Here is a 26,377-nt window from a genome sequence, read left to right as displayed (position 1 = left end):
CACTGCCGCATCTGGACCCTACCTGATCCAACGGCTAGCGCAAGCGTTAGCGCAACCGTCGCAGGTTTGCGCTAACACCTTAAAAATATGCCGTTTTTGCCCTTTTGAGATTCCCATTTCGCCGCTATATGGCCCTCAACGCAAGCGCATCAGGAGACGTCACATGACCATCAAGGTCGGTATCAATGGTTTTGGCCGTATTGGCCGCTGCACCCTGTCGCACATCGCCGCGTCGGGGCGTAACGACATCGAAGTGATCAAAGTCAACGCAACCGGCCCATTGGAAACCTCTGCGCATCTGCTAAAATATGACAGCGTTCACGGGCGGTTCCCGCGCGAAGTTTCGATCGAAGGCAACACAATGGATCTGGGCCGTGGCCCGATGCAGATGTTTTCGACCTACGATATGAATGAACTGGACTGGGAGGGCTGTGACGTCGTTCTGGAGTGCACCGGTAAATTCAATGACGGCAACAAGGCCAAAACACATCTGGATCGCGGTGCAGGTAAGGTGCTGCTGTCCGCCCCCGGCAAGAACGTGAACAAAACCATCGTTTTTGGTGTAAACCACAACACCCTGACCGCGAACGACAACATGGTGTCGAACGGCTCCTGCACCACCAACTGCCTGGCCCCGCTGGCCAAGGTGCTGGACGAGGGCGTCGGCATTGAACACGGTATCATGACCACCATTCACGCCTATACCGGCGACCAGCCCACGCTGGACCGTCGCCACAGCGACCTCTATCGCGCCCGCGCTGCCGCGATGTCGATGATTCCGACCTCAACCGGTGCTGCCAAAGCTTTGGGTGAAGTTCTTCCAAACCTGAAAGGCCGTCTGGACGGGTCTGCCATCCGGGTCCCTACCCCGAACGTTTCAGCGGTTGACCTGACCTTCCGCGCGTCGCGTGACACCTCGGTGGCCGAGATCAACGCAATCGTCGAAGAAGCAGCCAAGGGCCCGATGCAGCGCGTTCTGGGATATGAGCCCGCACCGCTGGTATCAACCGATTTCAACCACACCGAAGAAAGCTCGATCTTCGCACCCGACCAGACCCGTGTCGTCGATGATCGCATGGTGCGCGTGCTGGCCTGGTATGACAACGAGTGGGGTTTCTCGGTTCGCATGGCAGACGTAGCCGTCGCCATGGGCCGCCTTAACTGACCCTTCGGACTTCGCTTGTACGTTGGTGCCCGCTCAGGTTATCTGGGCGGGCATTTTCGTTCGGAACCGACATGAACAATCAAATCGCTATCTGGCTTGGCGTCCTGTTGCTTGGGGGCATGATGCTGGACGTAGCCTTGTATGGAACCGAGCACATGTTGTTCCTCGGTAAGAAGCTATACGACTTTCTGGACTGGCTCGCTTTTTGGCGATGACAGAGGTTTTTCTTGACATTTCGCTTGATCTGTAATTGTTAGCGCTAACTCATATGGCTGAGATATTTGTACGGAGCGAACCATGACCCTGAAACTAGCGATCAACGGATTTGGACGGATCGGGCGCGGGGTTCTGCGCGCGGTGATGGAAAGCGGGCGTACAGACGTTGAGATCGTCGCGATCAACGACTTAGGCAAGCCCGACATGAACGCGCATCTGTTCGAGTTTGACAGCGTTCATGGCCGTTATCCCAACCCTGTCACGCTTACAGACGCCGGCCTGGATGTGGGGCGCGGCCCGATCCGCCTGAGCAGTGAGCGTAATCCCGAAGACTTGCCCTGGTCTGATATCGACGTTGTTCTGGAATGCACCGGGGTTTTCCGCACACGCGAAGCGGCTGAACGTCACTTCAAGAACGGATCACAGAAAGTCCTGATCTCAGCCCCTGCACGGGGTGACGGCGTTGTGAAAACCATCGTCTTTGGCGTCAACGACAGCGAGTTGACGGCCGAAGATCTGGTCGTTTCGAACGCATCCTGCACCACGAATTGTCTTTCTCCCGTTGCCGCTGCTCTGGACGCAGGTCTTGGTATCAAACATGGCAACATGACCACCGTTCACGCTTACACCGCCAGCCAGCCTGTGCATGACACGGTTGGAAAAGACCCCTACCTGTCGCGCGCCGCAGCCCTGTCGATGATCCCTACCACAACCGGTGCAGCCGCCGCTGTGGGGCTGGTACTGCCGCAACTCAAGGGCAAATTGACGGGTCAGGCCATCCGGGTACCAACCCCGAATGTTTCAGTCGTTGATCTGGTTGCCGAGGTTTCGCGCCCAACGACCGAAGATGAGGTCAATCAACTGTTCATTGATGCCGCAGCAAAGATTCCCGGTGTTCTGGCGGCGGAAAGCCGTCCTCTGGTCTCGGTCGATTTCAACCACGACTCGCACAGCTCGACGGTGTCACTGGCAGAAACCAAAGTCACCGACGGTACGCTGGTTCGCGTGTTGGCCTGGTATGACAACGAATGGGGCTTTTCGAACCGGATGCTGGATACGGCCGCCGCGATGGGCGCCCTAGCCTAACCGCTCACGCAGTGCCGCATTGACACGGGGCGTGACGAATTTCGACACGTCTCCGTTCAAACGGGCAATTTCTTTCACCAGTTTTGAAGCAATCGCCTGATGGCGTGCCTCGGCCATCAAAAAAACAGTCTCGATCGAGTCGTCCAGTGCGCGGTTCATACCAACCATCTGGAATTCATACTCGAAATCCGCGACAGCGCGCAAACCGCGGACGATGATCTGCGCACCGACATCCCTTGCGCAATCGATCAATAGATTTTCGAAGGGATGAGCGATAATTTCAGTGCCGGTTTGTTCGGTCAGTTCGGCGCATTCGGCCTCGATCATCGCGACGCGCTCTTCCAGCGAGAACAACGGGCCTTTGTCCCGGTTGATGGCGACGCCAATGACAAGTTTATCCACCAATGCAGCCGCCCGGCGAATGATATCGATGTGCCCTATGGTGATAGGGTCAAAGGTTCCCGGATACAAACCAACCCGCATCACGCCCTCCTGCGCAATAAAATTTCTGCGCAAGCAAACACAACTTTGCTGCAGGTGCAAGTGATTGCTTTGGCACCCCTTGCTGTTAGTGCCCCATTATCATGCCTTCCAGGGCATCTTTTTCCATCGCCAGTTCGGCCAGCTGGGCCTTTACCACGTCACCAAGTGTGACGATGCCGATCAGTTTACCGTCTTCGACAACCGGCATATGGCGAAAGCGCCCTTCTGTCATGCGGGCCATGATATCCTGAACCGAGGCCTGACGCGTCGTCGTGATCAGGTCCTGCGTCATGTAGGATTTTACAGGCTGGTCGAGACAGCCACTACCGCTGGCGGCAAGCTCGCGGACGATGTCGCGTTCAGACAGAATTCCAATCGCGGTTTCTCCGCCATCGTCAGAAACAACAACCGTCCCGATCCGCTTTTCCGCAAGAATCTTCGAGGCTTCTGAAACCGTCGCCATTGGCGCCACCGTTACAACGCCGTCTGTCGCTTTGGACGTCAGGATAGCCTGTACCAACATGAAGAATTCCTCCGGAATAATAACACTTATTCCAAAGCGTTGCGCGATTGTGGCGACCTGTCAAGCACCGGCATCTGCTTCCAATCGAAGCACTTCCTCGCGAATACCGCGCGTCAGGGCATCGGCAAAGCGGTTCAACCGTTCGTTGCGCTGATCTCCTTCATGCCGGACCAGATAGAAACTGCGCGTCAGACTCACTTGATCCGTCAGGATTTTCCGAAGCCCCTGATGGAAAGGCAACGTAAAGTCATGTGCCACGCAAACGCCAGTTCCCAAACTGACCTGCCGCAATTGCACCGAGACCGAGTTCGATGCAAGCGCGACACGGTCAACCCCAATATCGTTCAGGTAATCCAGTTCCCGGTCAAAGATCATGTCGGGAATGTAACCGATCAATCGGTGCCCCTTGAGGTCAGCGACCGAGTGGATTGGATCGTGACGTTTCAGATATTCATCGGTCGCGACCATGTGCAATTTGTAATCACTGACTTTTTTGACCAAAAGCTGCCCTGCGGTTGGCGCGCTGACAGTCACGGCCATATCGGCCTCGCGACGGGACAGGTTGATCACCCTCGGCAGAGCCAGAATCTGAATATCCAGTTCCGGGTTTGAATCACTGATCCTGGCGCAGACCTGGGGCAACAGGTAATTTGCGCTGCCATCTGGCGCGCCGATCCGGATTTGCCCGCTGAGTGATTTCGTGGATCCCGCCACGGCTCCGGCCGCTGCGCGCATCGCCTCTTCTGCATGCAACCCATGCTCCAACAGGCGCTGCCCTGCCGGTGTCAGGACATAGCCCTGCTGCGACTTGGTGAACAACGCAGAATCCAGCGTCGTTTCCAATCGCGCAACACGTCGCCCCACGGTGGCGGGATCGATTTTCAGGATACGACCAGCGGAGGAAAGACTTTCCTCGCGCGCCACGGCCAGAAAGATCCGCATATCGTCCCAGTTTGGAGTCACACCGTTTCCTTTTGCATTTTTGCAAAACTCTTTTGAGACATTGCCTCTGTTCGCGGGATTTCTGCAAGCCTATTGTGCGCACAAATCTATCGGAGGAGTTATTGATGCAAGATCTGACCCATTTCCTGAACGGCGAAATGGTCGCCGGTACATCCGGTCGTTTCGACAACGTCTACAACCCGGCAACGGGCGAGGTTCAATACAAGTGCCCGATGGCAAGTGCTGCGGAAACCACGGCGGCGATTGAGGCCGCAGCCGCTGCCCAGCCCGAATGGGGCGCAACCAACCCTCAGAAACGTGCACGTGTCATGATGGCAATGGTCGGCCTGATGAACCGCGACATGGACAAACTGGCCGAGGCACTAAGCCGCGAGCACGGCAAGACCATTCCCGATGCCAAAGGCGACTTGCAGCGTGGTCTGGAAGTGATCGAATACTGCATCGGTGCGCCTCAGATGCTGAAAGGCGAGTTCACCGACAGCGCAGGCCCCGGCATCGACATGTATTCCATGCGCCAGCCGCTGGGTGTCGTGGGTTCGATCATGCCCTTTAACTTCCCTGCGATGATGCCCCTGTGGCATGTCGGTCCTGCACTGGCCTGCGGTAACGCCGTTGTTCTGAAACCGTCCGAGCGTGACCCCTCGGTTCCGCTGATGCTGGCCGAACTGTTTGTCGAAGCCGGCCTGCCCAAGGGTGTGTTCCAGGTCGTGAATGGTGACAAAGAGGCCGTTGATACGATCCTCGACAGCGAGATCATTCAGGGTGTCAGCTTTGTAGGATCTACCCCGATCGCTCAGTATATCTACAGCCGTGCCACCGCAAACGGCAAACGCGCCCAGTGTTTTGGTGGTGCCAAGAACCACATGATCGTCATGCCCGACGCCGATCTGGATCAGGCCGCCGACGCGCTGGTCGGTGCCGGGTTTGGCGCAGCAGGCGAACGCTGCATGGCAATCTCTGTTGCGGTTCCGGTTGGTGAAGAAACCGCGGACAAGCTGATCGAAAAGCTGATCCCGCGCGTCGAAAAGCTGAAAGTGGGCCCCTACACCGCTGGTGACGATGTCGACATGGGCCCTGTAGTAACCGCCGCCGCGAAAGAGCGTATCCTTGGTCTGATCAATTCGGGTGTCGAGCAAGGCGCAAAGCTGGTCGTCGATAACCGTGATTTCAGCCTGCAAGGTTATGAGGACGGCTTCTTTGTCGGCCCGCACCTGTTTGACCACGTCACTCCGGACATGGACATCTACAAACAGGAGATCTTTGGCCCGGTTCTGTCGACTGTCCGTGCAGGTTCCTACGAAGAGGCGATCGGTCTGGCGATGGACCACGAATACGGAAACGGCACAGCGATCTTTACCCGCGACGGTGACACAGCGCGCGATTTTGCCAGCCGGATCAATATCGGCATGGTGGGTATCAACGTTCCGATCCCCGTTCCGCTGGCTTATCACACTTTTGGTGGTTGGAAAAAATCCATGTTTGGCGATCTGAACCAGCATGGCCCGGACAGCTTCAAGTTCTACACCCGCACCAAAACAGTAACCGCACGCTGGCCGTCGGGCATCAAGGAAGGTGGCGAGTTCAACTTCAAAGCCATGGACTGATTTCAGCCTGCATGACTATGGAACCCGGCCCTATTCAGGGCCGGGTTTTTGCATTTTTCCGCCGAGCAGCGTTCAAATTCCCCACGTTCACAAGAAATTCAGGTGCGTCACTCTGGAAAATTGCGACCAATGGAAATATCTTGCCGCCAAATACACATTGAGCAGTGAATTTACCGGAGGCACCCTTGTCCCACTCCCGAATAACCCGTCGTTCCGCCCTGCTGGGCGTTGCATCCCTGATGGCGACCCCCGCCCTTGTTCGGGCCCAAAGCACGGACGCGTTTCCGGAGACAGAAGACGCGATCAGCACACAGTTACCGGTACGGCGCAATGTATCATCCTTCGCGCAACAAAACTGGCAGGATCACTTTGATGAGCTGGGCGTTGGCTGCCTGTTGGCCGACATTACCAGCCGCGCGGTTCACTATTGGGCGCCGGATGGCACCTATAAGCTGTACCCCAGCTCTGTGCCCATGAGCGAAGAGCTTACAAAACGCGGCTACACAAAAGTTGTACGCAAGACCGAATTTCCAAGCTGGACACCGACCGCCTCGATGCGCGAGCGTGACCCCAACCTGCCTATTCGGATGGAAGGTGGCGATCCAGGCAACCCGCTGGGAACGCGCGCCATGTATCTGGACTGGCCTGCTTATCTCGTCCACGGCACGCACGACACGCGCAAGATCGGTCGGCAGAGCTCGTCAGGATGCATTGGCCTGTATAACCAACACGTTGAAGAATTGTATCCACTGGTTAAGGTCGGCACACAGGTTCGTTTGGTCTAATTTACCAGCTTAGAAAAGCAAAAGCCCCGGTCATACGCCGGGGCTTTGATTTCTTGAGGAGCAGAGCATCATTCCGGCAGGATAACAGCGTCAACCACGTGGATCACGCCATTGCTGGCTTCGATATCCGCCTGTATGACCTTGGCGTCATTCACTTTGACGCCGTTTTTGGCATTCACGCTCAGCCGATCACCCTGTACAGTCAGAACCTTCGCGCGCTTGCCAGCTATGTCGCCGGACATCACCTTGGCTGGTACAACATGGTACGTAAGGATTGACACGAGTTGATCTTTGTTCTCCGGCAACAACAACGTTTCCACCGTGCCTTCGGGTAGTGCGGCAAAGGCTTCGTCTGTCGGGGCAAAGACGGTGAATGGACCTTTTCCTTTCAAGGTATCTACCAAACCTGCGGCTTGAACTGCGGCCACCAACGTGTTGAACGATCCGGCTGCTACAGCGGTATCAACGATATCTGCAGCCTGCGCTTTGAGCGGCATGGCAAATGCAAATGCGGCGACGGCACCCATAAAAGTACGACGAAACATGGCTGTCTTCTCCTCTCCAGCTTGTTATGGAAAGGGATACGGGGCTTTCGTCACGCCGGATCAGTCTGAGATCATTTTTCTTTTAGCTGCACCCAGATGCTTTGCGCGCGCCCTTCAGCCAAAAAGGGCAAATCGGCGACGGCATCGGGTCGATCCTGTTGCAGGTAATATCCCGGCCAAAGCATTGAATACGCGCCAGATTGCAGCAAAGCGTGCAGCATGTATTGCTCACCCCAACCCGGGCAGTCATAGAAGAACCGCTTGGGGTATTCGTAGGGCAGAAAAACATCGTGCACATGGATCACCACTCCGGGCTTCAGTGTTGGAATGATGCGGCAAAAAAGATGAGCGACGTCGTTGCTCATCCGCACGACGTGGCTGGAATCAATAAACAGGATGTCGCCGGCTTCCAGCTCTGAAAACAGCGCCGGATCGGCATCCTCCAGCCGTTTTTGTTCGAACCGATCAACAACTTGGGCGATGTCAGCGCGGGGATACGGATCAATTGCCGTAATGTTGGTGTCAAACCCGCCATCGATGACCGCCTGCCGGGTTACTCTGGTCGAGTTTCCGCATCCAACCTCAATAACCCGCCGGGGTTGAAAGCGTCGGATCATCAGATACAAGGCATCCGCGTCGGGGCTGTCGTAATAGCCGTTTCCAGCACGATAGCCGGTCTGATTGCGCTCAGGATCCTTCAGCGCGTCCAGCGCATGCTTATGCGCGGCGTATTCACTGACCAGTTGCGAAATATCAAACCCATCCATTCCCGGCGACAAAGCATAGACGGGGCGCGTCAGACCTCCGGCAGCCTCAAAAGCTTCCAGCCGCGCGCGCTCATCCTGTTCGGTGACCTTGTCGACCAGTTTCACACCCAGCTCATCCAGGGCGGCGTTGATCTGCGGGAATTTTCTGGGTTTCAAGTCGCTGGCTCCGTGGTCTTTGCTGCGTTATTCCATACCTTTGGTGGTCGTTCCTCTGCAAGGACAAGCCGGGCAAACCCTTGGCAAAAAGAAAATTTCCGTATTCACTGATCAAAATAACTACCGCGAGGGCCGCCATGCAGCAGGAATTCACGATCGGGATCGAAGAAGAATACCTTCTTGTAGACCGCGACAGCCTCCAATTGTCCGAAGCTCCCGAAGCGCTGATGGAAGCCTGTCAGAATGATTTCGAAGGACAGGTCAGCCCCGAATTCCTGCAATGTCAGATAGAAGTCGGCACCCGCCCGCATGCAACCGTTGCTTCGGCGCGCGAGGACCTGAAACGCCTGCGCTCCTGTGTATCGGAACGGGCTGCGGAATATAACCTGTCACCAATAGCCGTGTCGTGCCACCCTTTTGCGAACTGGAAGGATCAGCATCACACCCGAAAGGAACGCTATGATGCGCTGCAACACGCGCTTGGGGGCGTGGCCCGCCGGATGTTGATCTGCGGCATGCATGTTCATGTCGGGGTCGAAGACCGAGCCTTGCGTTCTGATCTGATGCCGCAATTGTCTTACTTCCTGCCGCATCTTCTGGCGTTGTCAACGTCCTCGCCTTTCTGGAACGGCGAGGATACGGGCCTGTCGTCGTACCGTCTGACCGTCTTTGACAATCTGCCACGTACCGGTCTGCCACCGGTCTTTGCAAGCTGGGGCGAATATGAGCGCACCACGGGTATTTTGATTGAACTTGGGGTCATCGAAGATACCACTAAGATCTGGTGGGACCTGCGCCCCTCGCATCGCTTTCCAACGCTTGAAACGCGGATTATGGATGTCCAGCCAAGGTTGGAACACACGCTTTCACTGGCCGCCCTTGTTCAGGCGTTGACCAGAATGTTGTGCCGCTTGAAAGATCGCAACTTGCGCTGGCGGCAATATGATCGCTTTCTGATAGGTGAAAACCGCTGGCGCGCGCAGCGATATGGTGTGGGCGAAGGATTGATCGATTTCGGCGATCGCTCGATCAAACCCATGTCCGACTTGATCGGTGATCTGATGGGATTGCTGGCCGAAGACGCCGAGGCACTGGGCACAATGTCGGAACTGGCCCGCCTGCGGCAGATCGCCGAAAACGGCACCTCGGCCACACGCCAGCGCCGCGTTCATGCCGAGGCTTCCGCGCGCGGGGAAGATCCTGGCAAGGCCGTCGTGCGCCACCTGATCGAAGAGTTCCACGCGGATCTTTAGACACTGGCGACAACAGTCCCCTGCCCAGAGCCATTGTTGAGCCTGCAAAATTTCTGTAAGAATTCAGAAATAAACAACTGTTCAATTCATTGCCGATGGGAGGGAGCGCCATGGATTTCGCACTCAGCGAGGAACAAACAGCCATTTTCGACATGGCACATGCCTTTGGTCAGGAACATATCGCCCCTTTTGCCCGGCAATGGGAGGCTGATGGAACGATCCCCAAAACCTTATGGCCCCAAATCGGAGAGCTTGGCTTCGGCGCCCTTTACGTGTCCGAGGCCAGCGGTGGGTCAAACCTGACCCGTCTGGATGCAACTCTGGTTTTTGAGGCCCTATCGATGGCCTGCCCGTCGGTCGCGGCGTTCCTGTCGATCCATAATATGTGCGCCAAGATGCTCGACAACTTTGCAGACGATGACCTCAAGGCGCGCATCATGCCCGATGTTCTGAGCTTGAAAACTGTGTTGAGTTATTGCCTGACCGAGCCCGGTTCTGGATCGGATGCGGCAGCGCTGAAAACACGCGCCGAACGGACCAACGAAGGCTATACGCTGAACGGAACAAAGGCCTTCATTTCAGGCGGCGGATATTCCGACGCTTACGTCTGTATGGTGCGTACCGGCCAGGACGGGCCCAAAGGAATTTCGACCGTTTACGTTGAAGACGGCACGCCCGGCCTCAGCTTTGGCGCGCTCGAGCAGAAGATGGGCTGGAAAAGCCAACCCACCGCGCAAGTTCAGTTCGACGATTGCAAGATACCGGCCGGAAACCTTGTGGGCACGGAAGGTGACGGATTCAAATATGCGATGATGGGGTTGGATGGCGGACGGCTTAACATTTCTGCCTGCTCGCTTGGGGCCGCTCAGGCCGGGCTGGATATGACGCTGCAATACATGTCCGAACGCAAGGCTTTTGGCCAGTCCATCGACCAGTTTCAGGCCCTTCAATTCCGTCTGGCGGATATGGAGATCGAATTGCAGGCCGCGCGTACGTTCCTTCGGCAGGCAGCCTGGAAGCTGGATCAGGGCGCGCCGGATGCCACGAAGTTCTGCGCCATGGCCAAGAAGTTCGTTACCGAGACTGGATCGAAAGTTGTGGACCAGTGCCTGCAATTGCATGGCGGTTATGGCTATCTTGCGGATTACGGCATCGAAAAGCTTGTGCGTGATCTTCGTGTGCACCAGATATTGGAAGGCACGAACGAGATCATGCGTGTGATTGTATCACGCCAATTGCTTGCCAATCGCTGAGGCACCCATGTCAGATATCGATATCCGCACCACAGGCCGTGCCGGGCGTATCACCCTGACCCGTCCTCATGCGCTGAACGCGATGACATATGACATGTGCATGGCTATCGACACAGCGCTGCGCAACTGGCGCGAGGACGATGAGATTGACCTGATCATCCTGGACGCCGAAGGGGAAAAGGCCTTCTGCGCGGGCGGTGATATTGCTGAACTTTATGAAACTGGAACCAAGGGCGATTTTTCTTACGGTCAGATATTCTGGCGTGACGAATACCGTCTGAATGCCCTGATCTTCGAATATCCAAAACCGGTCATCAGCTTTCTTCAGGGATTCGCGATGGGCGGCGGTGTTGGCATCGGATGCCATGGCAGCCATCGAGTTGTGGGAGAAAGCGCAAAGATTGCCATGCCAGAATGCTCCATCGGACTGGTGCCGGATGTCGGCGGCTCGTTGATGCTGGCCCTTGCACCTGGACGCGCGGGTGAGTTTCTGGGAACAACGGGCTATCGGATGGGGCCTGCGGATGCGATCTATGCAGGGTTTGCCGACCTTTTCATCCCGCAATCACAATGGTCCGATCTGATCGAGTTGCTCGAAGCCTCTGGAAACGCTGAACTGTTGGCTGACCACGCCGATACACCGACTGATGGTGAATTGGCGAACTTGCAGGCGCAAATCGATCAGCATTTTTCCGGTGAAACCCTTGGCGACGTTCTGAACAGTCTGCGCAGCGACGACAGTGAGTTTTCAGCGAAATCTCTGGGCATGCTGAGGAAAAACGCACCGCTTTCCGTGGCTTGCACAATCGAGGTTCTTCATCGCCTGCGCTCCCCTTCTCTGACCATACGCCGAGCTCTGGAGATGGAGTATCGTTTCACCCACCGCGCGATGGAGCATGGCGATTTTCTGGAAGGCATCCGCGCACAGATCATCGACAAGGATCGCAATCCGAACTGGCAGTTTCCTGACATGAACGTCCCTCTGGTGGCCGTGTCGAAAATGCTGCAGCCACTGGGTGCGGACGCCCTGACTTTCGAAGAGGATTAAGAGATGCAAATCGGTTTCATCGGACTGGGAAACATGGGCGCGCCAATGGCGGCCAATCTTGCAAAAGCCGGTCATCAGGTTATTGGCTTTGACACAGCAGGCGTGACGGTTGAAGGGGTAACTCAGGCCGCAACCGCTTCGGAAGCTGTTGCAACGGCCGATGCTGTCATCACGATGCTGCCAAACGGTGCGATTCTGAGGGCCGTTGCCGATCAGATCATTCCCGCAATGGCACAAGGTGCTGTGCTGATCGATTGCTCGACAGTTGATGTGGAAAGCGCTCGTGCAGTTGCCGATCAGGCCATCAACGCCGGACTGTTGTCCGTAGACGCGCCGGTTTCAGGCGGCATCGGTGGTGCTGCGGCTGGCACGCTGACCTTTATGGCTGGCGGATCAGAAGCCGCGTTTGCCAAGGCATCCCCTCTGTTCGACATCATGGGGCAGAAAGCTGTTCACTGTGGTGAGGCCGGTTCCGGTCAGGCTGCCAAGATCTGCAATAACATGATCCTTGGTGTCACCATGATTGCAACCTGTGAAGCCTTCGCATTGGCCGACAAGCTGGGTCTGGACCGGCAAAAGATGTTTGACGTGGTAAGTACGTCGTCCGGATACAGCTGGACGATGAACGCCTATTGCCCTGCCCCCGGTGTCGGCCCGCAAAGCCCTGCGGACAATGGGTACGCCCCCGGTTTCGCGGCCGAGCTGATGCTGAAGGACCTGCGCCTCAGCCAGCAGGCGGCAGAGAGTGCAGATGCAGATACGCCAATGGGTCAGGTTGCCACCGCGCTTTATGAGCAATTTGTCGAGAACGAAGATGGCAAGGGACGCGATTTCAGTGCCATGCTGCCACGGTTCGAAAAGCGCAGACGTGACTAAGACAACTGGCGGCATCTTGCCCAACGATTTGACAGATGTTGGGCAAGCGACCATCTAGGCAGTCATGAACAAAAGGCCCCGGCTGGCCAAATCGCAAAGGAAGGCGACATGACGAGATTTTTGGTGACGACGGCAACTCTGGCGGCTTTGGCCCTTTCCCCGGTTGCCGCGGTTGCAAAGAACAAGGCCGGGCATTGCCCTCCGGGTCTGGCCAAGAAATCCGTTCCCTGTGTGCCGCCGGGTCAGGCAAAGAAAATCTATCGCGATGGTGACTTCATTACCAACGATTACCGCTGGATCAATGACCCCTATCGCTATGGGTTGAACCGAAACTACTCATATGTCCGTGCAGGTGACTACGTGTACCGGGTCGACCCCGAGACACGCAAAGTATTGAACCTGATTGGTGCGATCGCAGATATCCTGAACTGAGGCCGCGTCTGGGCACTTATTCTGCCGCGACGCGCGCCCCTTTCAGCATCGGTTTCAGGTATCGCCCGGTGTGGCTGCGTTCAACGTCGGCTATGTCTTCCGGTGTTCCGGTGGCGACAATTTCGCCACCGCCATCACCACCTTCAGGTCCAATGTCGATGATATGATCCGCGGTTTTAACCACGTCCAGATTATGTTCAATCACCACGACCGTATTGCCTTGATCGACAAGTTCGTGCAGCACTTCCAACAGCTTGCGAACATCTTCGAAATGCAGACCTGTTGTCGGTTCGTCGAGAATATAGAGCGTTCGTCCGGTTGAACGCTTTGACAGTTCCTTTGACAGCTTTACCCGCTGCGCCTCGCCACCTGACAAAGTCGTGGCTTGTTGACCCACCTTGATATAGCCAAGACCCACACGCGCAAGGGCGTCCATCTTGTCCCGGATTGAGGGCACGGCCTTGAAGAACTCCTGCGCATCTTCCACTGTCATATCAAGCACATCCGCGATGGATTTGCCCTTGAACTTGATCTCAAGCGTCTCGCGGTTATACCGCGCCCCCTTGCAAGTTTCGCAAGTCACGTAGACGTCAGGCAGAAAGTGCATCTCGATCTTGATGACACCGTCACCCTGACATGCCTCACACCGCCCGCCTTTGACGTTAAAGCTGAAGCGACCGGGTTTGTACCCGCGTGCCTTAGCCTCAGGCAGGCCGGCAAACCAATCTCGGATCGGGGTGAAGGCCCCGGTGTAAGTCGCCGGGTTTGAACGCGGCGTTCGCCCAATGGGGCGCTGGTCGATGTCGATGACCTTATCGAGGTGTTCCAGCCCCTTGATGGTTTCACAGGGTGCTGGTGTCTGACGCGCCCCGTTCAGCCGCATTGACGCGGTTTTGAACAATGTCTCGATCGTGAGGGTGGATTTACCCCCGCCCGACACACCGGTGACACAAACGAATTTGCCCAAGGGGAAGTCGGCTGTGACATTCTTCAAGTTGTTGCCCGTGGCTTTGACCACCGTGACTTTCTGCTTTTTGCCTTTACGGCGCTGCACCGGAACCGCGATTTCACGCGTTCCCGCAAGGTACTGCCCGGTAATAGAGGCCGCATCTGCCGCGATTTCCGCAGGCGTTCCGTGACTGACCACCTGCCCGCCATGTACGCCTGCCCCCGGACCGATGTCGAAAACATAGTCAGCTTCACGGATGGCTTCCTCGTCATGTTCTACAACGATCACCGTATTGCCCTGATCCCTCAGGTTCTTGAGCGTATCCAGAAGCCTGTCATTGTCACGCTGATGCAGTCCGATCGAGGGCTCATCCAGCACATAGAGAACCCCGGTCAGCCCCGAGCCGATCTGACTGGCCAGACGAATACGCTGGCTTTCGCCACCCGACAGTGTTCCGCTTGAACGGGACAGCGTAAGGTATTCCAAACCAACGTTATTCAGGAAACCAAGTCGCTCGCGAATTTCCTTGAGGATGGCGCGGGCAATTTCGTTTTTCTGGGCGCTCAGGTGGTTGGGCGCATCTTCGATCCACGCCAGAGCCTCACGGATCGACATCTGCACCACCTGCCCCACATGCAGCCCGGCGATCTTTACCGCCAGCGCTTCGGCCCGCAGCCTGTAGCCTTCGCAGGCGCCGCAGGGGCGATTGTTTTGATATCGTTCAAATTCCTCACGAATCCACGCGCTGTCAGTTTCGCGGTACCGCCGTTCCATATTCGGGATCACGCCTTCAAAACTGCGGGTCACTTGATAGACGCGCCCGCCTTCGTCGTACCGGAACAGAATTTCATCATCCCCGGACCCTCGCAGAAAGACCTCCTGCACATTTTTAGGCAGGTCTTTCCAGGGCGTGTTCTTGTCAAATTCGTAATGGCGCGCGATGGCCTCGATGGTTTGCAGGAAATATGGTGATTTGCCCTTGCGCCACGGGGCCAAAGCACCATCGTAGAGTTTCAGCGTCTGGTCCGGCACCACCAAGCGTTCATCGAAAAACAACTCGACCCCAAGACCGTCACAATCCGGGCAGGCACCGAATGGCGCGTTGAACGAAAACAGGCGTGGTTCGATTTCGGGAATGGTGAAACCGCTGACCGGGCAGGCAAAATTCTCGCTGAATGTGATGCGTTCCGGATCACCTTCACGCGGGGCAGTTTCCAAAATGGCAATCCCGTCCGCCAAGTCCAGAGCGGTGCGCAGGCTGTCGGCCAGGCGCGTTTCCATTCCTTCCCGTACAACCAGTCTATCAACAACCACATCGATATCGTGACGGAATTTCTTATCCAATACAGGCGGTTGATCCAGTTCGTAGAACTCTCCGTCCACCTTGACGCGTTGGAAACCCTGTTTGCGCAGCTCCAGGAATTCTTTTTTGTACTCACCCTTCCGGTCGCGCACGATGGGGGCCAGAAGATAGCCGCGTGTGCCGTCTTCCATTGCCATGATCCGGTCGACCATGTCCTGCACTTGCTGCGCCTCAATCGGTTGCCCGGTGGCTGGGCTGTAGGGCGTTCCGGCGCGGGCAAACAGCAGACGCAGATAGTCATAGATTTCAGTTACCGTGCCCACAGTTGAACGCGGGTTCTTGGACGTCGTCTTTTGTTCAATCGAAATCGCCGGAGACAGGCCGCTTATATGGTCGACATCTGGCTTTTCCATCATATCCAGGAATTGCCGGGCATATGCCGAAAGGCTTTCGACATACCGGCGCTGGCCTTCGGCATAGATGGTATCAAACGCTAATGAGGACTTCCCCGAACCCGACAGTCCGGTGATGACCACCAACTGATCCCGAGGGATATCAACGTCTATACCTTTGAGGTTATGTTCGCGCGCGCCGCGCACCTCGATATTCTTCAGCTCAGCCATATGCGGCCCCCAACAAACAAGTGGTTAAGAGATAGGCGAGCCAGACCAAGACTCCAACAGAAAAGTTAGAACATTTAGTGAACAGTCGAAATTTCGCCGATTAGAACCTTCAATGATCAATGGATTGGGAAAAGGTGCCCGTAAAGGCGCAACCGTTGATCTGTTTGAGGAGGAAAATGGCGCGGTTGACGGGGCTCGAACCCGCGACCCCCGGCGTGACAGGCCGGTACTCTAACCAACTGAGCTACAACCGCGCATCTATTTTCGTGGCCTTTTGCCTGGACCAAGGTTGGCAGCGGTGGCGCGGTTGACGGGGCTCGAACCCGCGACCCCCGGCGTGACAGGCCGGTACTCTAACCAACTGAGCTACAACCGCCCGCTGCATGTTCATTGCTGAACGTTTGGGTGTATTATGGCTACGCTCGGGCAGCGTCAAGCGGCGTTTTCAAGTTTTTTGCCAGATTCCAGAATTTTGTATACGGCGCGATTTTTTGCGGATGCCACGGGTTCTATTTCCCTTGCAGCCAACCTTCGGGAAAGATATCACCCGGTCCCATGGGTGATTAGCTCAGTGGTAGAGCGCTTCGTTCACATCGAAGATGTCAGCGGTTCAAATCCGTTATCACCCACCATTTTCCAGATCACACCGATGCCCAAAATGAAACGCTGGTTTCATGCAGCGTCTTGGCGCTGCATGGTGCGGTCTTCACTACATCCCTCAACAAAAAAGGCGAAGCTATTGCTTCGCCTTTTTTTGATTTACCAAAGACTTAATGCGCGGTCGCGGAAGGTCCGGTATTACCGGGCGACGCGGCCGCCGCTGCTGCGGCCTCTTCCGCGGCTTCGTCCCATTCGATCGGTTCCGGTTTACGCACCAAAGCATGTTCCAGAACTTCCGAGACATGTTTGACCGGGATGATCTTCAGCCCTTCTTTGACGTTGTCCGGGATATCCGCGAGATCCTTTTCATTCTCTTCCGGGATCAAAACGGTCTTTATCCCACCACGCAGCGCGGCCAGCAGTTTTTCTTTCAATCCACCAATCGGCATCGCATTCCCGCGCAGTGAGACTTCGCCGGTCATAGCAATGTCTTTCCGAACCGGAATACCGGTCAGAACCGAGACAATCGACGTGACCATGGCCAGACCAGCCGATGGGCCATCCTTGGGTGTCGCGCCATCCGGCACGTGAACGTGAATGTCGATCTTGTCAAACTGCGGCGGCTTTACCCCGATCTGAGGTGAAATCGAACGCACATAGGACGAAGCGGCGTCGATGGATTCCTTCATCACATCGCCCAGCTTACCGGTCGTCTTCATCCGCCCTTTGCCGGGCAGTTTCAACGCTTCGATATGCAACAGGTCGCCACCCACTGACGTCCAGGCAAGACCGGTGACAACACCAACCTGATCGTCCTGCTCGGCCAGGCCATAACGGAATTTCGGCACACCCAGGAAATCTTGCAGGTTTTCGGGTGTGACCTTAACGGTTTCCGCGTCCTTCTTGATGATCTTGGTCAGCGACTTGCGCGCAACCTTGGCGATTTCACGTTCAAGGTTCCGTACGCCCGCCTCACGGGTATAGGTGCGGATGATCTTTTGCAGCGCCTCATCGGTCAGTTCGAATTCCTTGGCTTTCAAACCATGGTTCTTGACCTGTTTGCTGATCAGGTGCTGCTTGGCGATCTCACGCTTTTCGTCCTCGGTGTAACCGGCCAACGGGATGATCTCCATCCGGTCAAGCAGGGGCCCGGGCATGTTGTAGCTGTTCGACGTGGTCAGAAACATCACGTTGGACAGGTCATATTCAACCTCAAGATAATGGTCCATGAACGTGTTGTTCTGTTCGGGGTCCAGCACCTCAAGCATCGCTGATGCAGGGTCACCCCGAAAATCCTGTCCCATCTTGTCGATTTCATCCAACAAAATCAGCGGGTTCGTGGTCTTCGCTTTCTTCAACGCCTGAATGATCTTGCCGGGCATCGAGCCAATATAAGTCCGACGATGGCCCCGGATCTCGGATTCGTCGCGAACACCACCCAATGAGATGCGAATGAACTCGCGCCCGGTTGCCTTCGCAACCGACTTACCCAGCGAAGTCTTACCCACGCCCGGAGGACCGACAAGGCACAGAATCGGCCCTTTCAGCTTTTTCGAGCGCTGTTGAACCGCAAGGTATTCAACGATCCGTTCCTTGACCTTCTCAAGCCCATAATGGTCGGCGTCCAGAATCTCCTGCGCGCGGCCCAGATCCTTTTTGACACGGGACTTGGTGCCCCAAGGCAGAGCAAGAATCCAATCCAGATAGTTGCGCACAACTGTGGCTTCGGCCGACATGGGCGACATGTTCTTGAGCTTCTTAAGCTCACCCTCGGCCTTTTCCCGCGCTTCTTTCGACAGCTTGGTCTCGGCGATTTTGGCTTCCAGTTCAGCAACTTCGTTGCTGCCGTCCTCACCATCGCCAAGTTCCTTCTGAATGGCCTTCATCTGCTCATTCAGATAATATTCACGCTGCGTCTTCTCCATCTGGGATTTGACGCGGGTCTTGATCTTCTTCTCGACCTGCAGAACAGACATCTCGCCCTGCATCAGGCCATAGACTTTCTCAAGCCGCTCGCTGACGCTGAGAGTTTCCAGAAGCTCCTGCTTTTGTTCGACTTCGATGCCCAGATGCCCCGACACAAGGTCAGCCAGCTTCGCAGGCTCGGTTGTATCGCCCACTGCGGTCAGTGCCTCTTCGGGGATGTTCTTGCGCACTTTGGCGTAACGCTCGAACTCGTCCGCGACAGTGCGCAACAGTGCTTCGGTCGTGGTGACGTCGCCGGGAATTTCGGTCAGGTATTCCGCGCGGGCTTCGAAGAACTCTTCGTTCTCCAGAAACTCGGTGATCTGAACGCGCGCCTGCCCTTCGACCAGCACTTTTACCGTGCCATCGGGCAGCTTCAGCAGTTGCAGCACATTTGCCAGAACGCCGGTGCGGTAGATGCCTTCTTCATCCGGATCGTCAACGCCGGGATCGATCTGGCTGGACAATAGAATTTGCTTGTCATCCTGCATCACCTCTTCCAGCGCGCGGACCGATTTGTCACGGCCTACGAAAAGCGGCACGATCATATGTGGGAACACCACAATATCGCGCAGCGGCAGGACGGGGTAGGAGGAATTCAGAGGCTCTTGCATGCTCTATCCTTATCGTTGGCAAGACGGTACTTGTCCCTCATCGAGGCAACATTTGACCGTCTCCTGTCTTGGACGATAAAGGTGGGGCCTCATCGCCCATTTTCAACCTTATCGCCATGTATCACCAATCAGAATGAACCGAGGTTTGGCGGACTGCAAGGCGTGCCGGGAACATATCCACCAAAATAGTAGAATACACCCCGCTCTTGCGCGATCAGTCGCCGGAAAACAGCCCGACCGCGCAGAACTGGCCGTTTTCGCCTTGGAGGGGGCAAAATTTCACAGCGGTTCGATATCCCCCTGCGCGCGCTGCGCGTGGAAATCGGCCTGCCAGGCTTCGAACGCACCCTCCGCAATCGCGTCGCGCATGCCGGCCATGATCTCCTGAAAATAATGCAGGTTATGCCATGTCAGCAACATGCCGGAGATCATCTCATTCGCGCGGAACACGTGGTGCAAATAAGCGCGAGAGTAATTCGAACAGGCCGGGCAAGTGCACTGCGCGTCCAGCGGGCGCGGATCATCTGCGTGACGGGCATTTTTGATGTTCACCACGCCGTAGCGGGTGAAAACCTGCCCTGTACGCCCGGACCGCGAGGGCAACACGCAGTCCATCATGTCGATCCCGCGGGCAACGGCACCGACGATATCGTCGGGCTTGCCGACGCCCATCAGATAGCGCGGCTTGTCCGATGGCAGGAAATCGGGGGCAAAATCGAGGCAAGAGAACATGGCCTCCTGCCCTTCGCCGACGGCTAGGCCACCAACTGCATAGCCCTCGAAACCGATAGATTTCAGCGCCTCGGCGCTTTCTTCGCGCAGGTCTTTTTCTAACCCACCTTGCATGATGCCAAAAAGCGCATGCCCCGGACGATCGCCGAACGCATCACGCGACCGTTCGGCCCAACGCATCGACAGGCGCATCGACTCGGCAATGCGATCACGATCAGCTGGCAACGCAGGGCATTCATCGAAACACATGACAATGTCCGAGCCCAACAGGCGCTGGATCTTCATCGACCGTTCCGGTGTCAATTCGTGCTTTGACCCGTCAATATGGGATTTGAAAGTCACGCCCTTTTCAGTCAGCTTGCGCAAACCGGCCAGCGACATGACCTGAAATCCGCCGGAATCTGTCAGAATGGGCCGTTCCCAGTTCATGAATTTGTGCAGTCCACCCAGTCGATCAATACGCTCAGCGGTCGGACGCAGCATCAGGTGATAGGTGTTCCCCAGCAGGATGTCTGCCCCCGTCGCGCGAACGCTTTCCGGCATCATCGCCTTGACCGTTGCCGCAGTGCCAACCGGCATAAAGGCAGGCGTTCTCACGTCGCCGCGTGGTGTGCTGATCACACCGGTCCGGGCTTTGCCGTCTGTGGCTTTCAGATCAAAAGAAAACTGTTGGGTCATGTCATCGCCTCGGGTCGCCGAACCGGGCAGGCTTTGCCCGATCCGGTCGGTCTTTGCAACCCGTCAGGGTAGCGAGGCAACACGGTCTGTAAACAGTTGAACAACCCCTGCCCCATCCACGTCGCGGCAGACCCGAACTGCGGGACGTTCCGGATCAGGTCGCGTCGCACCCTTCTGGTCGCCTTCGGTGACAACCCGCAGACCCGTTTCGACCATGTCAAACATAGCACCATGAGAACAAGCAATCACAGCCGTCGAATCGTGCAGGCCGCAGCCCTCCAGACCACCGACGTCCTTGTAGAACTTCAGGTAAAAGCGAGAGATATCTCGCAGAAAGGACCCCATGTCAGGTGATCGCATTGCCAGGCTTTCGAAATCTGCAGTCTCGTAGAGCGTTTTCAGCGTGACATCCAAGCCGACCAGTACGGTTTCCGGCGGTGTGGCAAAGACCTCTTCAGCGGCAATCGCATCATGATAGATGTTGGCCTCGGCATGTACTGTAATATTACCAGGGCAGTACACCGCCCCGCCCATAATCACCAAACGCCCCAGATTGTCGGCGAATTCCGGATCCAGACGAATGGCGTTGGCGATGTTGGTCAGGGGGCCCACGGCGCACACCACCAGCTCTTTCTTGTGGGTTCGCGCCATATCAACCAGAAATTCAGCAGCCGGCAGGGCGTGGTTGCTTCCAATTTCGGGAATTTCAGTCAGGTCACCGAATCCTTCGGGACCATGCACATGTTCGGAGGGCGAATGCGTATCGGCACCCAAGGCAACCGCAGCCCCTTCCGCGACAGGCAGATCCAGACCCAGCTTATCAAGCAGGAACCGGGCATTGCGGCTGGATTGGTGAACATGCGTGTTTCCGAACACGGTGGTCAGGCCGATCAGCTCGATCTCGGGCGCTGCGGCGGCATAGGCGATTGCCATGGCATCATCGATGCCAGGATCTGTATCGATTATCAGTTTCATCCAAGCCCGATACCGCAAACAATTAGGGATGCAAAGCGGTCACAGCACTATTTTTCGATACAGCGTTTTACTATTGGAGCATTTGCATGGGGCTGCTTTCCACTCATACCAGAGTTGAAATCGGGCGACTCAATCGCCACATGTATACTATAGTACACAAAAACAAGAGGACAGTATGACCGAAGACCAAATCATCGGATTGCTTTCGTCAAACATCATTTACCTGCTGGCTGCGGTGCTGGTAATTGTTATCATTTTCAAAGGCATCAAGATTGTGCCTCAGTCCGAAAAATACGTAGTTGAACGGTTTGGGCGCCTGCATTCCGTGCTTGGCCCCGGCATCAACTTTATTGTTCCGCTACTGGACATTGCGCGTCACAAGATCTCGATCCTGGAACGCCAGCTGCCAAACGCGACGCAGGACGCAATCACCAAGGACAACGTTCTGGTGCAGATCGATACATCGGTCTTCTACCGTATTCTCGAACCTGAAAAGACGGTCTACCGAATTCGCGACGTAGATGGCGCGATTGCCACCACTGTCGCCGGGATCGTTCGCGCCGAGATTGGTAAGATGGATCTGGATGAGGTTCAGTCGAACCGGTCCCAACTGATCACGCGTATTCAGGAAAGCGTTGAAACAGCTGTCGATGACTGGGGTATCGAAGTCACCCGCGCCGAGATTCTGGACGTAAATCTGGATCAGGCCACCCGTGACGCCATGCTGCAACAGCTGAACGCCGAACGAGCCCGCCGCGCACAGGTGACAGAAGCCGAGGGCAAGAAGCGCGCAGTCGAGCTGCATGCCGACGCCGAGCTTTATGCGGCGGAACAAACCGCCAAGGCGCGGCGCATTCAGGCCGAAGCCGAAGCTTATGCCACAGGTGTGGTCGCCAAGGCCATTCAGGATAACGGCATCGAAGCTGCTCAGTATCAGGTTGCCTTGAAACAGGTTGAAGCCCTGAACGCGCTTGGAAACGGTACTGGCAAGCAAACCATTGTTGTGCCTGCCAACGCACTGGAAGCCTTTGGTGACGCGTTCAAAATGTTAAAAGGAGGAAAGTGATGGCTGACCCCTTCTGGTTGACCTGGTGGATCTGGCTGGCCGCCGCATTGGCGCTGGGTATCCTTGAGATTTTCCTGCCCGGTTTCATCTTTCTGGGCTTTGCAATCGGAGCCGCAGTCACGGGGCTTATCCTTGCCGTACCCGGAATGGCTCTGTCTTTGAATGTATTGGCGCTGATCTTTGCAGTGATGTCACTGATTGCATGGCTTGTTTTGCGGAAACTGTTTGCGTTGCCGAACGGTCAGGTCAAAACTTTCAACCACGACATCAACGACTAAATTGCCGCGGCGCCCCAATCGGCGCCGCTGACCTACTGGACCCTGTTGCTCCTATTCCCTATATAATCGCTCAGGCAACTGACCCGAGGCAAAGATGACTCATCCGAGCGAACAGTTTGAAGGCACACCGCTGATTGCGCCGTCAACCATTGAGCACCCCCTGTACGAGCCCGTGGTCGAAGCGTGTCGCACGGTCTACGATCCGGAAATCCCGGTGAACATCTATGACCTCGGCCTGATCTACACGATCGACATTTCCACGGACAACGCCGTGAAGGTGATCATGACACTGACAGCACCCGGTTGCCCTGTTGCCGGCGACATGCCCGGATGGATCATGGAAGCGATCGAGCCTGTTGCAGGCGTCAAAGAGGTTGACGTGGAACTGACCTGGGAGCCGCCCTGGGGTATGGAAATGATGTCAGACGAAGCGCGTCTGGAACTAGGATTTATGTAGGCACCTGCCACAGTTTCCCGGGTATTTGTCACAAAACATTGGCGTTTTTGTTACCTGCTCGTGCTGTCCCTGTCACAATGATGCGGGAAAAGACCTGCGGACGGCACCAATCAGTGTCGCGCCTCGGGCCAGACATGATTTGACCGCCCCCCCCGAGTTCCGGCCCCGAAACACGGACCGTTCTTGCCCGAGAACGGTCCTTTTTCTTATCCAAACCACCAAACGTCGGGTAATCAGTTCAAATTGCAAGTCTTTTTGATCTCCGCAGATCTGGCGTCAAGTTGATTGATGTAGTCCCCCGATAGCATTTGCAGCCGTTTGTGTTCCGTTCCTGTGACCAGCCCCAAAAGTGCCCCGGCAGGAGTAATGGCGGCAACACTTTCCAACTGTTGGTCCTGCGCGTGCTTTTTCTCGGCCGCGATGGCGCGCAAATCGCCCTCGGCGGTCGCGCAGTTTACCGGATGCCTCTCTCCATCATTGGTGGCCGCCGCATCATCCGGAACAAACAGAAGAACTGCAATGGTAAGCACCGCGCGCATCAAGATCGAATTAACAATCGCCTGTAAATCATTCACAATAATATCCTTTCCGATAGTATATCAAAGCAAACCGAATTAACGGCTGACCAACTTGAACCCATTCAGTTCCACGGTCTCACAGTTGGATATCTTCAGCGAACCCATTCTGAATGCCGGGTTGTTTCATCCGGATAAAACTCTTTATAACACACCGTCTTGAGCCTTGACCTCCTGAGCCCTAAATTAAACGCAACGCGCGACAACGGAGACTTACATGTTCGGCATTCCCGGCAAACAGGCTGTGACCATGACACCTAAAGCCGCAGAACAAATCACCCGCCTGATGAACTCGGGTGGCCACGCTGGCTTGCGCATTGGCGTCAAGAAAGGCGGCTGTGCAGGCATGGAATACACCATGGAATATGTCGATCAGGCTGATCCGCATGATGAAGTTGTCGAACAGGATGGAGCACGCGTCATGATCGCGCCAATGGCGCAGATGTTCCTGTTCGGGACTGAAATCGATTACGAGGTGTCGTTGCTGGAATCAGGTTTCAAGTTCAAGAATCCGAATGTTGTCGACGCCTGCGGTTGCGGTGAATCCATCAAATTCGATGAAAGCATCACGCAGCAATCCTAGTTTGCGCCGGATAATCCCGTGACACGGGCCCGACCGAACGCCGTATTGTCGATCATAGCGCTTGAACCCACCCGATCCGTGGAATTGTAAGATCGCGTCGACAATGATATCCGCATCCTAAATCATCGAATGATCAGGGAGATACGGGTATGCGGCGCAGGCTTGCGGCAGGAAACTGGAAAATGAACGGAACCGGTGCTGCGCTGAGCGAGCTTGAAGCACTGTGCAAGTCTCACCCAGACGCTTCGGTCGATATACTCATCTGCCCTCCGGCAACATTGCTCAGCCGTGCCGCAGACACCGTACGCGGGTCAGCGGTTACCGTTGGCGGGCAGGATTGTCACGCGGCAAGCGCGGGCGCGCATACAGGCGATATCAGCGCCGAGATGCTGCTGGACGCGGGCGCGACGTCAGTCATCCTGGGTCATTCCGAACGTCGCGTAGACCATGAAGAGCATGACGAGGATATACGCGCCAAGGCCCGTGCAGCGATGGACGCGGGGTTAAAAGCGATCATTTGCGTAGGCGAAAGTCTGGAACAACGCGAGGCGGCCAACACGCTCGACATAATCGGCGGTCAGATGTCGGGGTCGATCCCGGATCAGGCAACCGGCGAGAACCTGATCATTGCTTATGAGCCGATCTGGGCCATCGGCACCGGCAAGGTTCCGACGCTTGATGAGATTGGGGAAGTTCACGACTTCATCCGCGCCCGGCTAGAGCGCCGCTTTGGCGAAGGTGTGGGCCGCTCTGTCCGTCTTCTGTATGGTGGGTCGGTCAAACCCTCCAACGCGGCGGAGATCTTTGCGGTTTCAAATGTCGATGGTGCGCTTGTGGGTGGCGCCAGCCTGAAGGCCGGGGATTTCACGGGCATTATTCAGGCGCTGGAGAGCGTCTAGGATTCGCCTTTACTCGGCAATATCTTCGGCCCAAAGCTCTGGCTTTTCTTCGATGAACCGCTGCATCAGTGCGATGCAGTCAGGATCGTTGGCTATCACCACCTCGACACCGCGTTCGCGCAGGAAGTCTTCGTTGCCACCAAAGTTCTGGGTATCGCCGATCACCACACGCGGGATACCAAACTGAACGATAGTGCCCGAGCACATCATGCAAGGTGACAACGACGTGTAAAGAACCGTATCCCGATAGGTTTTCTGACGTCCCGCTTTGCGCAAGGCATCCATTTCGCCATGTGCGATCGGATCCCCGCCCTGCACACGTTGATTACGCCCTTGTGAAACAATATCGCCACCCCGCGCCAGAACTGACCCGATCGGGCATCCACCTTCGTCAAACCCGGCTTTGGCCTCGTCATAAGCAACGCGCAGCAGGCGCTTGTCGGTCTCGGTCAGCATTCCGGTCTCCATTTCCCGTGTTTCCTGAACCCTGCCCAAGCGCAATAGCTTGGTCAATAAAGGGCTCATGCCAGCTTCATCAGGATAAGACCCGACACGATCAGAAGGGCCGCGAGAATCCGCGCAGGGCTTAGGGCTTCGCCCAGAAACAGGATACCGACACAGAACGCCCCCACTGCCCCAATACCCGTCCAGATGGTGTAAGCCGTGCCTAATGGCAGGTCGCGCATCGCCAGCGCCAACAGGCCGAAAGAGCCGATCATCGAAAGAGCCATCAAGGCCGTAGGCCACAATCGGGTGAAACCAGCCGATTGCTTCATCGCTACAGCCCAGACGATTTCCAACAGGCCAGCAAAAAGAAGAAAGATCCAGGGCATATGACAACCTCGTATTCGTTCGGGTCGTCCCGAAAGATGTCCCATTATGGGGAGGTCGTCCTCTGAACCCTAGTTAAGCACTTGATGCCGGG

27 protein-coding genes and 3 tRNA genes are annotated in these 26,377 nt (G+C 56.0%); 16 read left to right on the top strand and 14 right to left on the bottom strand.

What is annotated here, in order from left to right; translation table 11 throughout:
• Positions 1-163: 163 nt before the first annotated feature.
• The 3 genes from gap (ACR0D9_RS04045) to gap (ACR0D9_RS04035) all read left to right on the top strand — a co-directional run bounded on the left by gap (ACR0D9_RS04045) (position 164) and on the right by gap (ACR0D9_RS04035) (position 2,467).
• On the top strand, positions 164-1,165 hold the full coding sequence (gap, locus tag ACR0D9_RS04045) for a type I glyceraldehyde-3-phosphate dehydrogenase (RefSeq protein ID WP_267363431.1): 1,002 nt from the start codon (positions 164-166) through the stop codon (positions 1,163-1,165).
• 71 nt (positions 1,166-1,236) lie between these two features.
• On the top strand, positions 1,237-1,380 hold the full coding sequence (locus ACR0D9_RS04040; RefSeq protein ID WP_209596120.1) for a hypothetical protein: 144 nt from the start codon (positions 1,237-1,239) through the stop codon (positions 1,378-1,380).
• An 82-nt stretch (positions 1,381-1,462) separates the two neighbouring features.
• The gene (gene gap, locus ACR0D9_RS04035) at positions 1,463-2,467 is read left to right on the top strand and encodes a type I glyceraldehyde-3-phosphate dehydrogenase (protein WP_480537782.1); all 1,005 of its coding nucleotides are present in this window, start codon (positions 1,463-1,465) and stop codon (positions 2,465-2,467) included.
• Here gap (ACR0D9_RS04035) and coaD read toward each other — a convergent pair.
• From coaD to ACR0D9_RS04020, 3 genes are all read right to left on the bottom strand, one after another.
• On the bottom strand, positions 2,459-2,950 hold the full coding sequence (gene coaD, locus ACR0D9_RS04030; RefSeq protein ID WP_209596116.1) for a pantetheine-phosphate adenylyltransferase: 492 nt from the start codon (positions 2,948-2,950) through the stop codon (positions 2,459-2,461). The two genes, gap (ACR0D9_RS04035) and coaD, sit on opposite strands and share 9 nt — an antisense overlap.
• A gap of 85 nt (positions 2,951-3,035) precedes the next feature.
• Entirely contained in the window at positions 3,036-3,473 is a 438-nt protein-coding gene (locus ACR0D9_RS04025) for a CBS domain-containing protein (RefSeq protein WP_267363439.1), read from the bottom strand.
• Between the two features lie 60 nt (positions 3,474-3,533).
• Positions 3,534-4,415: a LysR family transcriptional regulator gene (locus ACR0D9_RS04020; protein WP_480481676.1), complete on the bottom strand. Its 882-nt coding sequence runs from the start codon at positions 4,413-4,415 to the stop codon at positions 3,534-3,536.
• Positions 4,416-4,540: 125 nt separating this feature from the next.
• Here ACR0D9_RS04020 and ACR0D9_RS04015 point away from each other — a divergent pair, with 125 nt between their 5' ends.
• Both ACR0D9_RS04015 and ACR0D9_RS04010 read left to right on the top strand, forming a co-directional pair.
• Positions 4,541-6,040, top strand: a complete 1,500-nt coding sequence (locus ACR0D9_RS04015) for a CoA-acylating methylmalonate-semialdehyde dehydrogenase (protein WP_209596112.1) — start codon at positions 4,541-4,543, stop codon at positions 6,038-6,040.
• 239 nt (positions 6,041-6,279) lie between these two features.
• Entirely contained in the window at positions 6,280-6,825 is a 546-nt protein-coding gene (locus tag ACR0D9_RS04010; protein ID WP_480486475.1) for a L,D-transpeptidase, read from the top strand.
• Between the two features lie 68 nt (positions 6,826-6,893).
• Here ACR0D9_RS04010 and ACR0D9_RS04005 read toward each other — a convergent pair whose 3' ends face one another.
• A complete protein-coding gene (locus tag ACR0D9_RS04005; protein ID WP_480472555.1) occupies positions 6,894-7,370 on the bottom strand; it encodes a fasciclin domain-containing protein in 477 nt (158 codons plus the stop codon).
• 71 nt (positions 7,371-7,441) lie between these two features.
• On the bottom strand, positions 7,442-8,293 hold the full coding sequence (locus ACR0D9_RS04000) for a class I SAM-dependent methyltransferase (RefSeq protein ID WP_480537780.1): 852 nt from the start codon (positions 8,291-8,293) through the stop codon (positions 7,442-7,444).
• 137 nt (positions 8,294-8,430) lie between these two features.
• Between ACR0D9_RS04000 and ACR0D9_RS03995 the strand changes: the two genes are divergently transcribed.
• The 5 genes from ACR0D9_RS03995 to ACR0D9_RS03975 all read left to right on the top strand — a co-directional run bounded on the left by ACR0D9_RS03995 (position 8,431) and on the right by ACR0D9_RS03975 (position 13,155).
• Positions 8,431-9,546, top strand: coding sequence for a carboxylate-amine ligase (locus tag ACR0D9_RS03995; RefSeq protein WP_480485758.1), 1,116 nt, complete (start codon positions 8,431-8,433; stop codon positions 9,544-9,546).
• Positions 9,547-9,656: 110 nt separating this feature from the next.
• Positions 9,657-10,799, top strand: a complete 1,143-nt coding sequence (locus ACR0D9_RS03990) for an acyl-CoA dehydrogenase family protein (protein WP_209596109.1) — start codon at positions 9,657-9,659, stop codon at positions 10,797-10,799.
• Between the two features lie 7 nt (positions 10,800-10,806).
• Positions 10,807-11,847, top strand: coding sequence for a 3-hydroxyisobutyryl-CoA hydrolase (locus tag ACR0D9_RS03985; RefSeq protein WP_480481117.1), 1,041 nt, complete (start codon positions 10,807-10,809; stop codon positions 11,845-11,847).
• 3 nt (positions 11,848-11,850) lie between these two features.
• Complete coding sequence (mmsB, locus tag ACR0D9_RS03980) at positions 11,851-12,723, top strand: 3-hydroxyisobutyrate dehydrogenase (protein ID WP_480485760.1); 873 nt, start codon at positions 11,851-11,853, stop codon at positions 12,721-12,723.
• Positions 12,724-12,831: 108 nt separating this feature from the next.
• The gene (locus ACR0D9_RS03975; protein ID WP_209504052.1) at positions 12,832-13,155 is read left to right on the top strand and encodes a hypothetical protein; all 324 of its coding nucleotides are present in this window, start codon (positions 12,832-12,834) and stop codon (positions 13,153-13,155) included.
• Between the two features lie 16 nt (positions 13,156-13,171).
• On the opposite strand, the gene uvrA is transcribed toward ACR0D9_RS03975, so the two are convergent.
• The 3 genes from uvrA to ACR0D9_RS03960 all read right to left on the bottom strand — a co-directional run bounded on the left by uvrA (position 13,172) and on the right by ACR0D9_RS03960 (position 16,406).
• The gene (gene uvrA, locus ACR0D9_RS03970) at positions 13,172-16,030 is read right to left on the bottom strand and encodes an excinuclease ABC subunit UvrA (protein ID WP_480481120.1); all 2,859 of its coding nucleotides are present in this window, start codon (positions 16,028-16,030) and stop codon (positions 13,172-13,174) included.
• Between the two features lie 177 nt (positions 16,031-16,207).
• Positions 16,208-16,284, bottom strand: a tRNA-Asp gene (locus ACR0D9_RS03965).
• A 45-nt stretch (positions 16,285-16,329) separates the two neighbouring features.
• Positions 16,330-16,406 (bottom strand) — tRNA-Asp (locus ACR0D9_RS03960).
• A 181-nt stretch (positions 16,407-16,587) separates the two neighbouring features.
• On the opposite strand from ACR0D9_RS03960, the gene ACR0D9_RS03955 reads away from it, so the two are divergent.
• A tRNA-Val gene (locus ACR0D9_RS03955) sits at positions 16,588-16,662 on the top strand.
• A 138-nt stretch (positions 16,663-16,800) separates the two neighbouring features.
• Here the strand turns inward: ACR0D9_RS03955 and lon are convergent.
• From lon to ACR0D9_RS03940, 3 genes are all read right to left on the bottom strand, one after another.
• Complete coding sequence (gene lon, locus ACR0D9_RS03950) at positions 16,801-19,209, bottom strand: endopeptidase La (protein WP_480537778.1); 2,409 nt, start codon at positions 19,207-19,209, stop codon at positions 16,801-16,803.
• A 279-nt stretch (positions 19,210-19,488) separates the two neighbouring features.
• Positions 19,489-20,619 carry a tRNA guanosine(34) transglycosylase Tgt gene (gene tgt / locus ACR0D9_RS03945; RefSeq protein WP_480537776.1) on the bottom strand — a complete coding sequence of 377 codons (1,131 nt, stop codon included), beginning with the start codon at positions 20,617-20,619 and terminating at the stop codon, positions 19,489-19,491.
• 63 nt (positions 20,620-20,682) lie between these two features.
• On the bottom strand, positions 20,683-21,594 hold the full coding sequence (locus ACR0D9_RS03940; RefSeq protein ID WP_480537774.1) for a nucleoside hydrolase: 912 nt from the start codon (positions 21,592-21,594) through the stop codon (positions 20,683-20,685).
• 175 nt (positions 21,595-21,769) lie between these two features.
• Here ACR0D9_RS03940 and ACR0D9_RS03935 point away from each other — a divergent pair, with 175 nt between their 5' ends.
• The 3 genes from ACR0D9_RS03935 to ACR0D9_RS03925 all read left to right on the top strand — a co-directional run bounded on the left by ACR0D9_RS03935 (position 21,770) and on the right by ACR0D9_RS03925 (position 23,395).
• Entirely contained in the window at positions 21,770-22,660 is an 891-nt protein-coding gene (locus tag ACR0D9_RS03935) for an SPFH domain-containing protein (protein WP_480472533.1), read from the top strand.
• Positions 22,660-22,938 (top strand): NfeD family protein, encoded by a 279-nt coding sequence (locus tag ACR0D9_RS03930; RefSeq protein WP_267364499.1) that lies wholly within the window; start codon positions 22,660-22,662, stop codon positions 22,936-22,938. Before ACR0D9_RS03935 ends, ACR0D9_RS03930 begins: the two co-directional genes overlap by 1 nt.
• A 94-nt stretch (positions 22,939-23,032) precedes the next feature.
• Positions 23,033-23,395 carry an SUF system Fe-S cluster assembly protein gene (locus ACR0D9_RS03925; RefSeq protein WP_209504059.1) on the top strand — a complete coding sequence of 121 codons (363 nt, stop codon included), beginning with the start codon at positions 23,033-23,035 and terminating at the stop codon, positions 23,393-23,395.
• A 233-nt stretch (positions 23,396-23,628) separates the two neighbouring features.
• Here ACR0D9_RS03925 and ACR0D9_RS03920 read toward each other — a convergent pair whose 3' ends face one another.
• Positions 23,629-23,970 carry a hypothetical protein gene (locus ACR0D9_RS03920; RefSeq protein ID WP_480537771.1) on the bottom strand — a complete coding sequence of 114 codons (342 nt, stop codon included), beginning with the start codon at positions 23,968-23,970 and terminating at the stop codon, positions 23,629-23,631.
• Between the two features lie 217 nt (positions 23,971-24,187).
• On the opposite strand from ACR0D9_RS03920, the gene ACR0D9_RS03915 reads away from it, so the two are divergent.
• The gene (locus ACR0D9_RS03915; protein ID WP_480485772.1) at positions 24,188-24,553 is read left to right on the top strand and encodes a HesB/IscA family protein; all 366 of its coding nucleotides are present in this window, start codon (positions 24,188-24,190) and stop codon (positions 24,551-24,553) included.
• 149 nt (positions 24,554-24,702) lie between these two features.
• Positions 24,703-25,452 (top strand): triose-phosphate isomerase, encoded by a 750-nt coding sequence (gene tpiA / locus ACR0D9_RS03910; protein ID WP_480537770.1) that lies wholly within the window; start codon positions 24,703-24,705, stop codon positions 25,450-25,452.
• Positions 25,453-25,461: 9 nt separating this feature from the next.
• Here the strand turns inward: tpiA and ACR0D9_RS03905 are convergent, their stop codons facing one another.
• On the bottom strand, positions 25,462-25,977 hold the full coding sequence (locus ACR0D9_RS03905) for a nucleoside deaminase (protein ID WP_267364504.1): 516 nt from the start codon (positions 25,975-25,977) through the stop codon (positions 25,462-25,464).
• A complete protein-coding gene (locus ACR0D9_RS03900) occupies positions 25,974-26,285 on the bottom strand; it encodes a DMT family transporter (protein ID WP_480481130.1) in 312 nt (103 codons plus the stop codon). The genes ACR0D9_RS03905 and ACR0D9_RS03900 overlap by 4 nt, the downstream gene beginning before the upstream one ends.
• Positions 26,286-26,377: the final 92 nt, after the last annotated feature.

The sequence above is a fragment of the Ruegeria sp. AK11 genome (assembly GCF_056541095.1).
Note: the sequence above shows the minus strand (reverse complement) of the source record. Positions and strands in the feature narration are given on the sequence as shown.

Excerpts from the sequence above, each read along its gene's own strand:
- gap (WP_267363431.1), top strand. The coding sequence starts at position 164 with ATGACCATCAAGGTCGGTATCAATGGTTTTGGCCGTATTGGCCGCTGC.
- ACR0D9_RS04040 (WP_209596120.1), top strand. The coding sequence starts at position 1,237 with ATGAACAATCAAATCGCTATCTGGCTTGGCGTCCTGTTGCTTGGGGGC.
- gap (WP_480537782.1), top strand. The coding sequence starts at position 1,463 with ATGACCCTGAAACTAGCGATCAACGGATTTGGACGGATCGGGCGCGGG.
- coaD (WP_209596116.1), bottom strand. The coding sequence starts at position 2,950 with ATGCGGGTTGGTTTGTATCCGGGAACCTTTGACCCTATCACCATAGGG.
- ACR0D9_RS04025 (WP_267363439.1), bottom strand. The coding sequence starts at position 3,473 with ATGTTGGTACAGGCTATCCTGACGTCCAAAGCGACAGACGGCGTTGTA.
- ACR0D9_RS04020 (WP_480481676.1), bottom strand. The coding sequence starts at position 4,415 with ATGCGGATCTTTCTGGCCGTGGCGCGCGAGGAAAGTCTTTCCTCCGCT.
- ACR0D9_RS04015 (WP_209596112.1), top strand. The coding sequence starts at position 4,541 with ATGCAAGATCTGACCCATTTCCTGAACGGCGAAATGGTCGCCGGTACA.
- ACR0D9_RS04010 (WP_480486475.1), top strand. The coding sequence starts at position 6,280 with ATGGCGACCCCCGCCCTTGTTCGGGCCCAAAGCACGGACGCGTTTCCG.
- ACR0D9_RS04005 (WP_480472555.1), bottom strand. The coding sequence starts at position 7,370 with ATGTTTCGTCGTACTTTTATGGGTGCCGTCGCCGCATTTGCATTTGCC.
- ACR0D9_RS03995 (WP_480485758.1), top strand. The coding sequence starts at position 8,431 with ATGCAGCAGGAATTCACGATCGGGATCGAAGAAGAATACCTTCTTGTA.
- ACR0D9_RS03990 (WP_209596109.1), top strand. The coding sequence starts at position 9,657 with ATGGATTTCGCACTCAGCGAGGAACAAACAGCCATTTTCGACATGGCA.
- ACR0D9_RS03985 (WP_480481117.1), top strand. The coding sequence starts at position 10,807 with ATGTCAGATATCGATATCCGCACCACAGGCCGTGCCGGGCGTATCACC.
- mmsB (WP_480485760.1), top strand. The coding sequence starts at position 11,851 with ATGCAAATCGGTTTCATCGGACTGGGAAACATGGGCGCGCCAATGGCG.
- ACR0D9_RS03975 (WP_209504052.1), top strand. The coding sequence starts at position 12,832 with ATGACGAGATTTTTGGTGACGACGGCAACTCTGGCGGCTTTGGCCCTT.
- uvrA (WP_480481120.1), bottom strand. The coding sequence starts at position 16,030 with ATGGCTGAGCTGAAGAATATCGAGGTGCGCGGCGCGCGCGAACATAAC.
- lon (WP_480537778.1), bottom strand. The coding sequence starts at position 19,209 with ATGCAAGAGCCTCTGAATTCCTCCTACCCCGTCCTGCCGCTGCGCGAT.
- tgt (WP_480537776.1), bottom strand. The coding sequence starts at position 20,619 with ATGACCCAACAGTTTTCTTTTGATCTGAAAGCCACAGACGGCAAAGCC.
- ACR0D9_RS03940 (WP_480537774.1), bottom strand. The coding sequence starts at position 21,594 with ATGAAACTGATAATCGATACAGATCCTGGCATCGATGATGCCATGGCA.
- ACR0D9_RS03935 (WP_480472533.1), top strand. The coding sequence starts at position 21,770 with ATGACCGAAGACCAAATCATCGGATTGCTTTCGTCAAACATCATTTAC.
- ACR0D9_RS03930 (WP_267364499.1), top strand. The coding sequence starts at position 22,660 with ATGGCTGACCCCTTCTGGTTGACCTGGTGGATCTGGCTGGCCGCCGCA.
- ACR0D9_RS03925 (WP_209504059.1), top strand. The coding sequence starts at position 23,033 with ATGACTCATCCGAGCGAACAGTTTGAAGGCACACCGCTGATTGCGCCG.
- ACR0D9_RS03915 (WP_480485772.1), top strand. The coding sequence starts at position 24,188 with ATGTTCGGCATTCCCGGCAAACAGGCTGTGACCATGACACCTAAAGCC.
- tpiA (WP_480537770.1), top strand. The coding sequence starts at position 24,703 with ATGCGGCGCAGGCTTGCGGCAGGAAACTGGAAAATGAACGGAACCGGT.
- ACR0D9_RS03905 (WP_267364504.1), bottom strand. The coding sequence starts at position 25,977 with ATGAGCCCTTTATTGACCAAGCTATTGCGCTTGGGCAGGGTTCAGGAA.
- ACR0D9_RS03900 (WP_480481130.1), bottom strand. The coding sequence starts at position 26,285 with ATGCCCTGGATCTTTCTTCTTTTTGCTGGCCTGTTGGAAATCGTCTGG.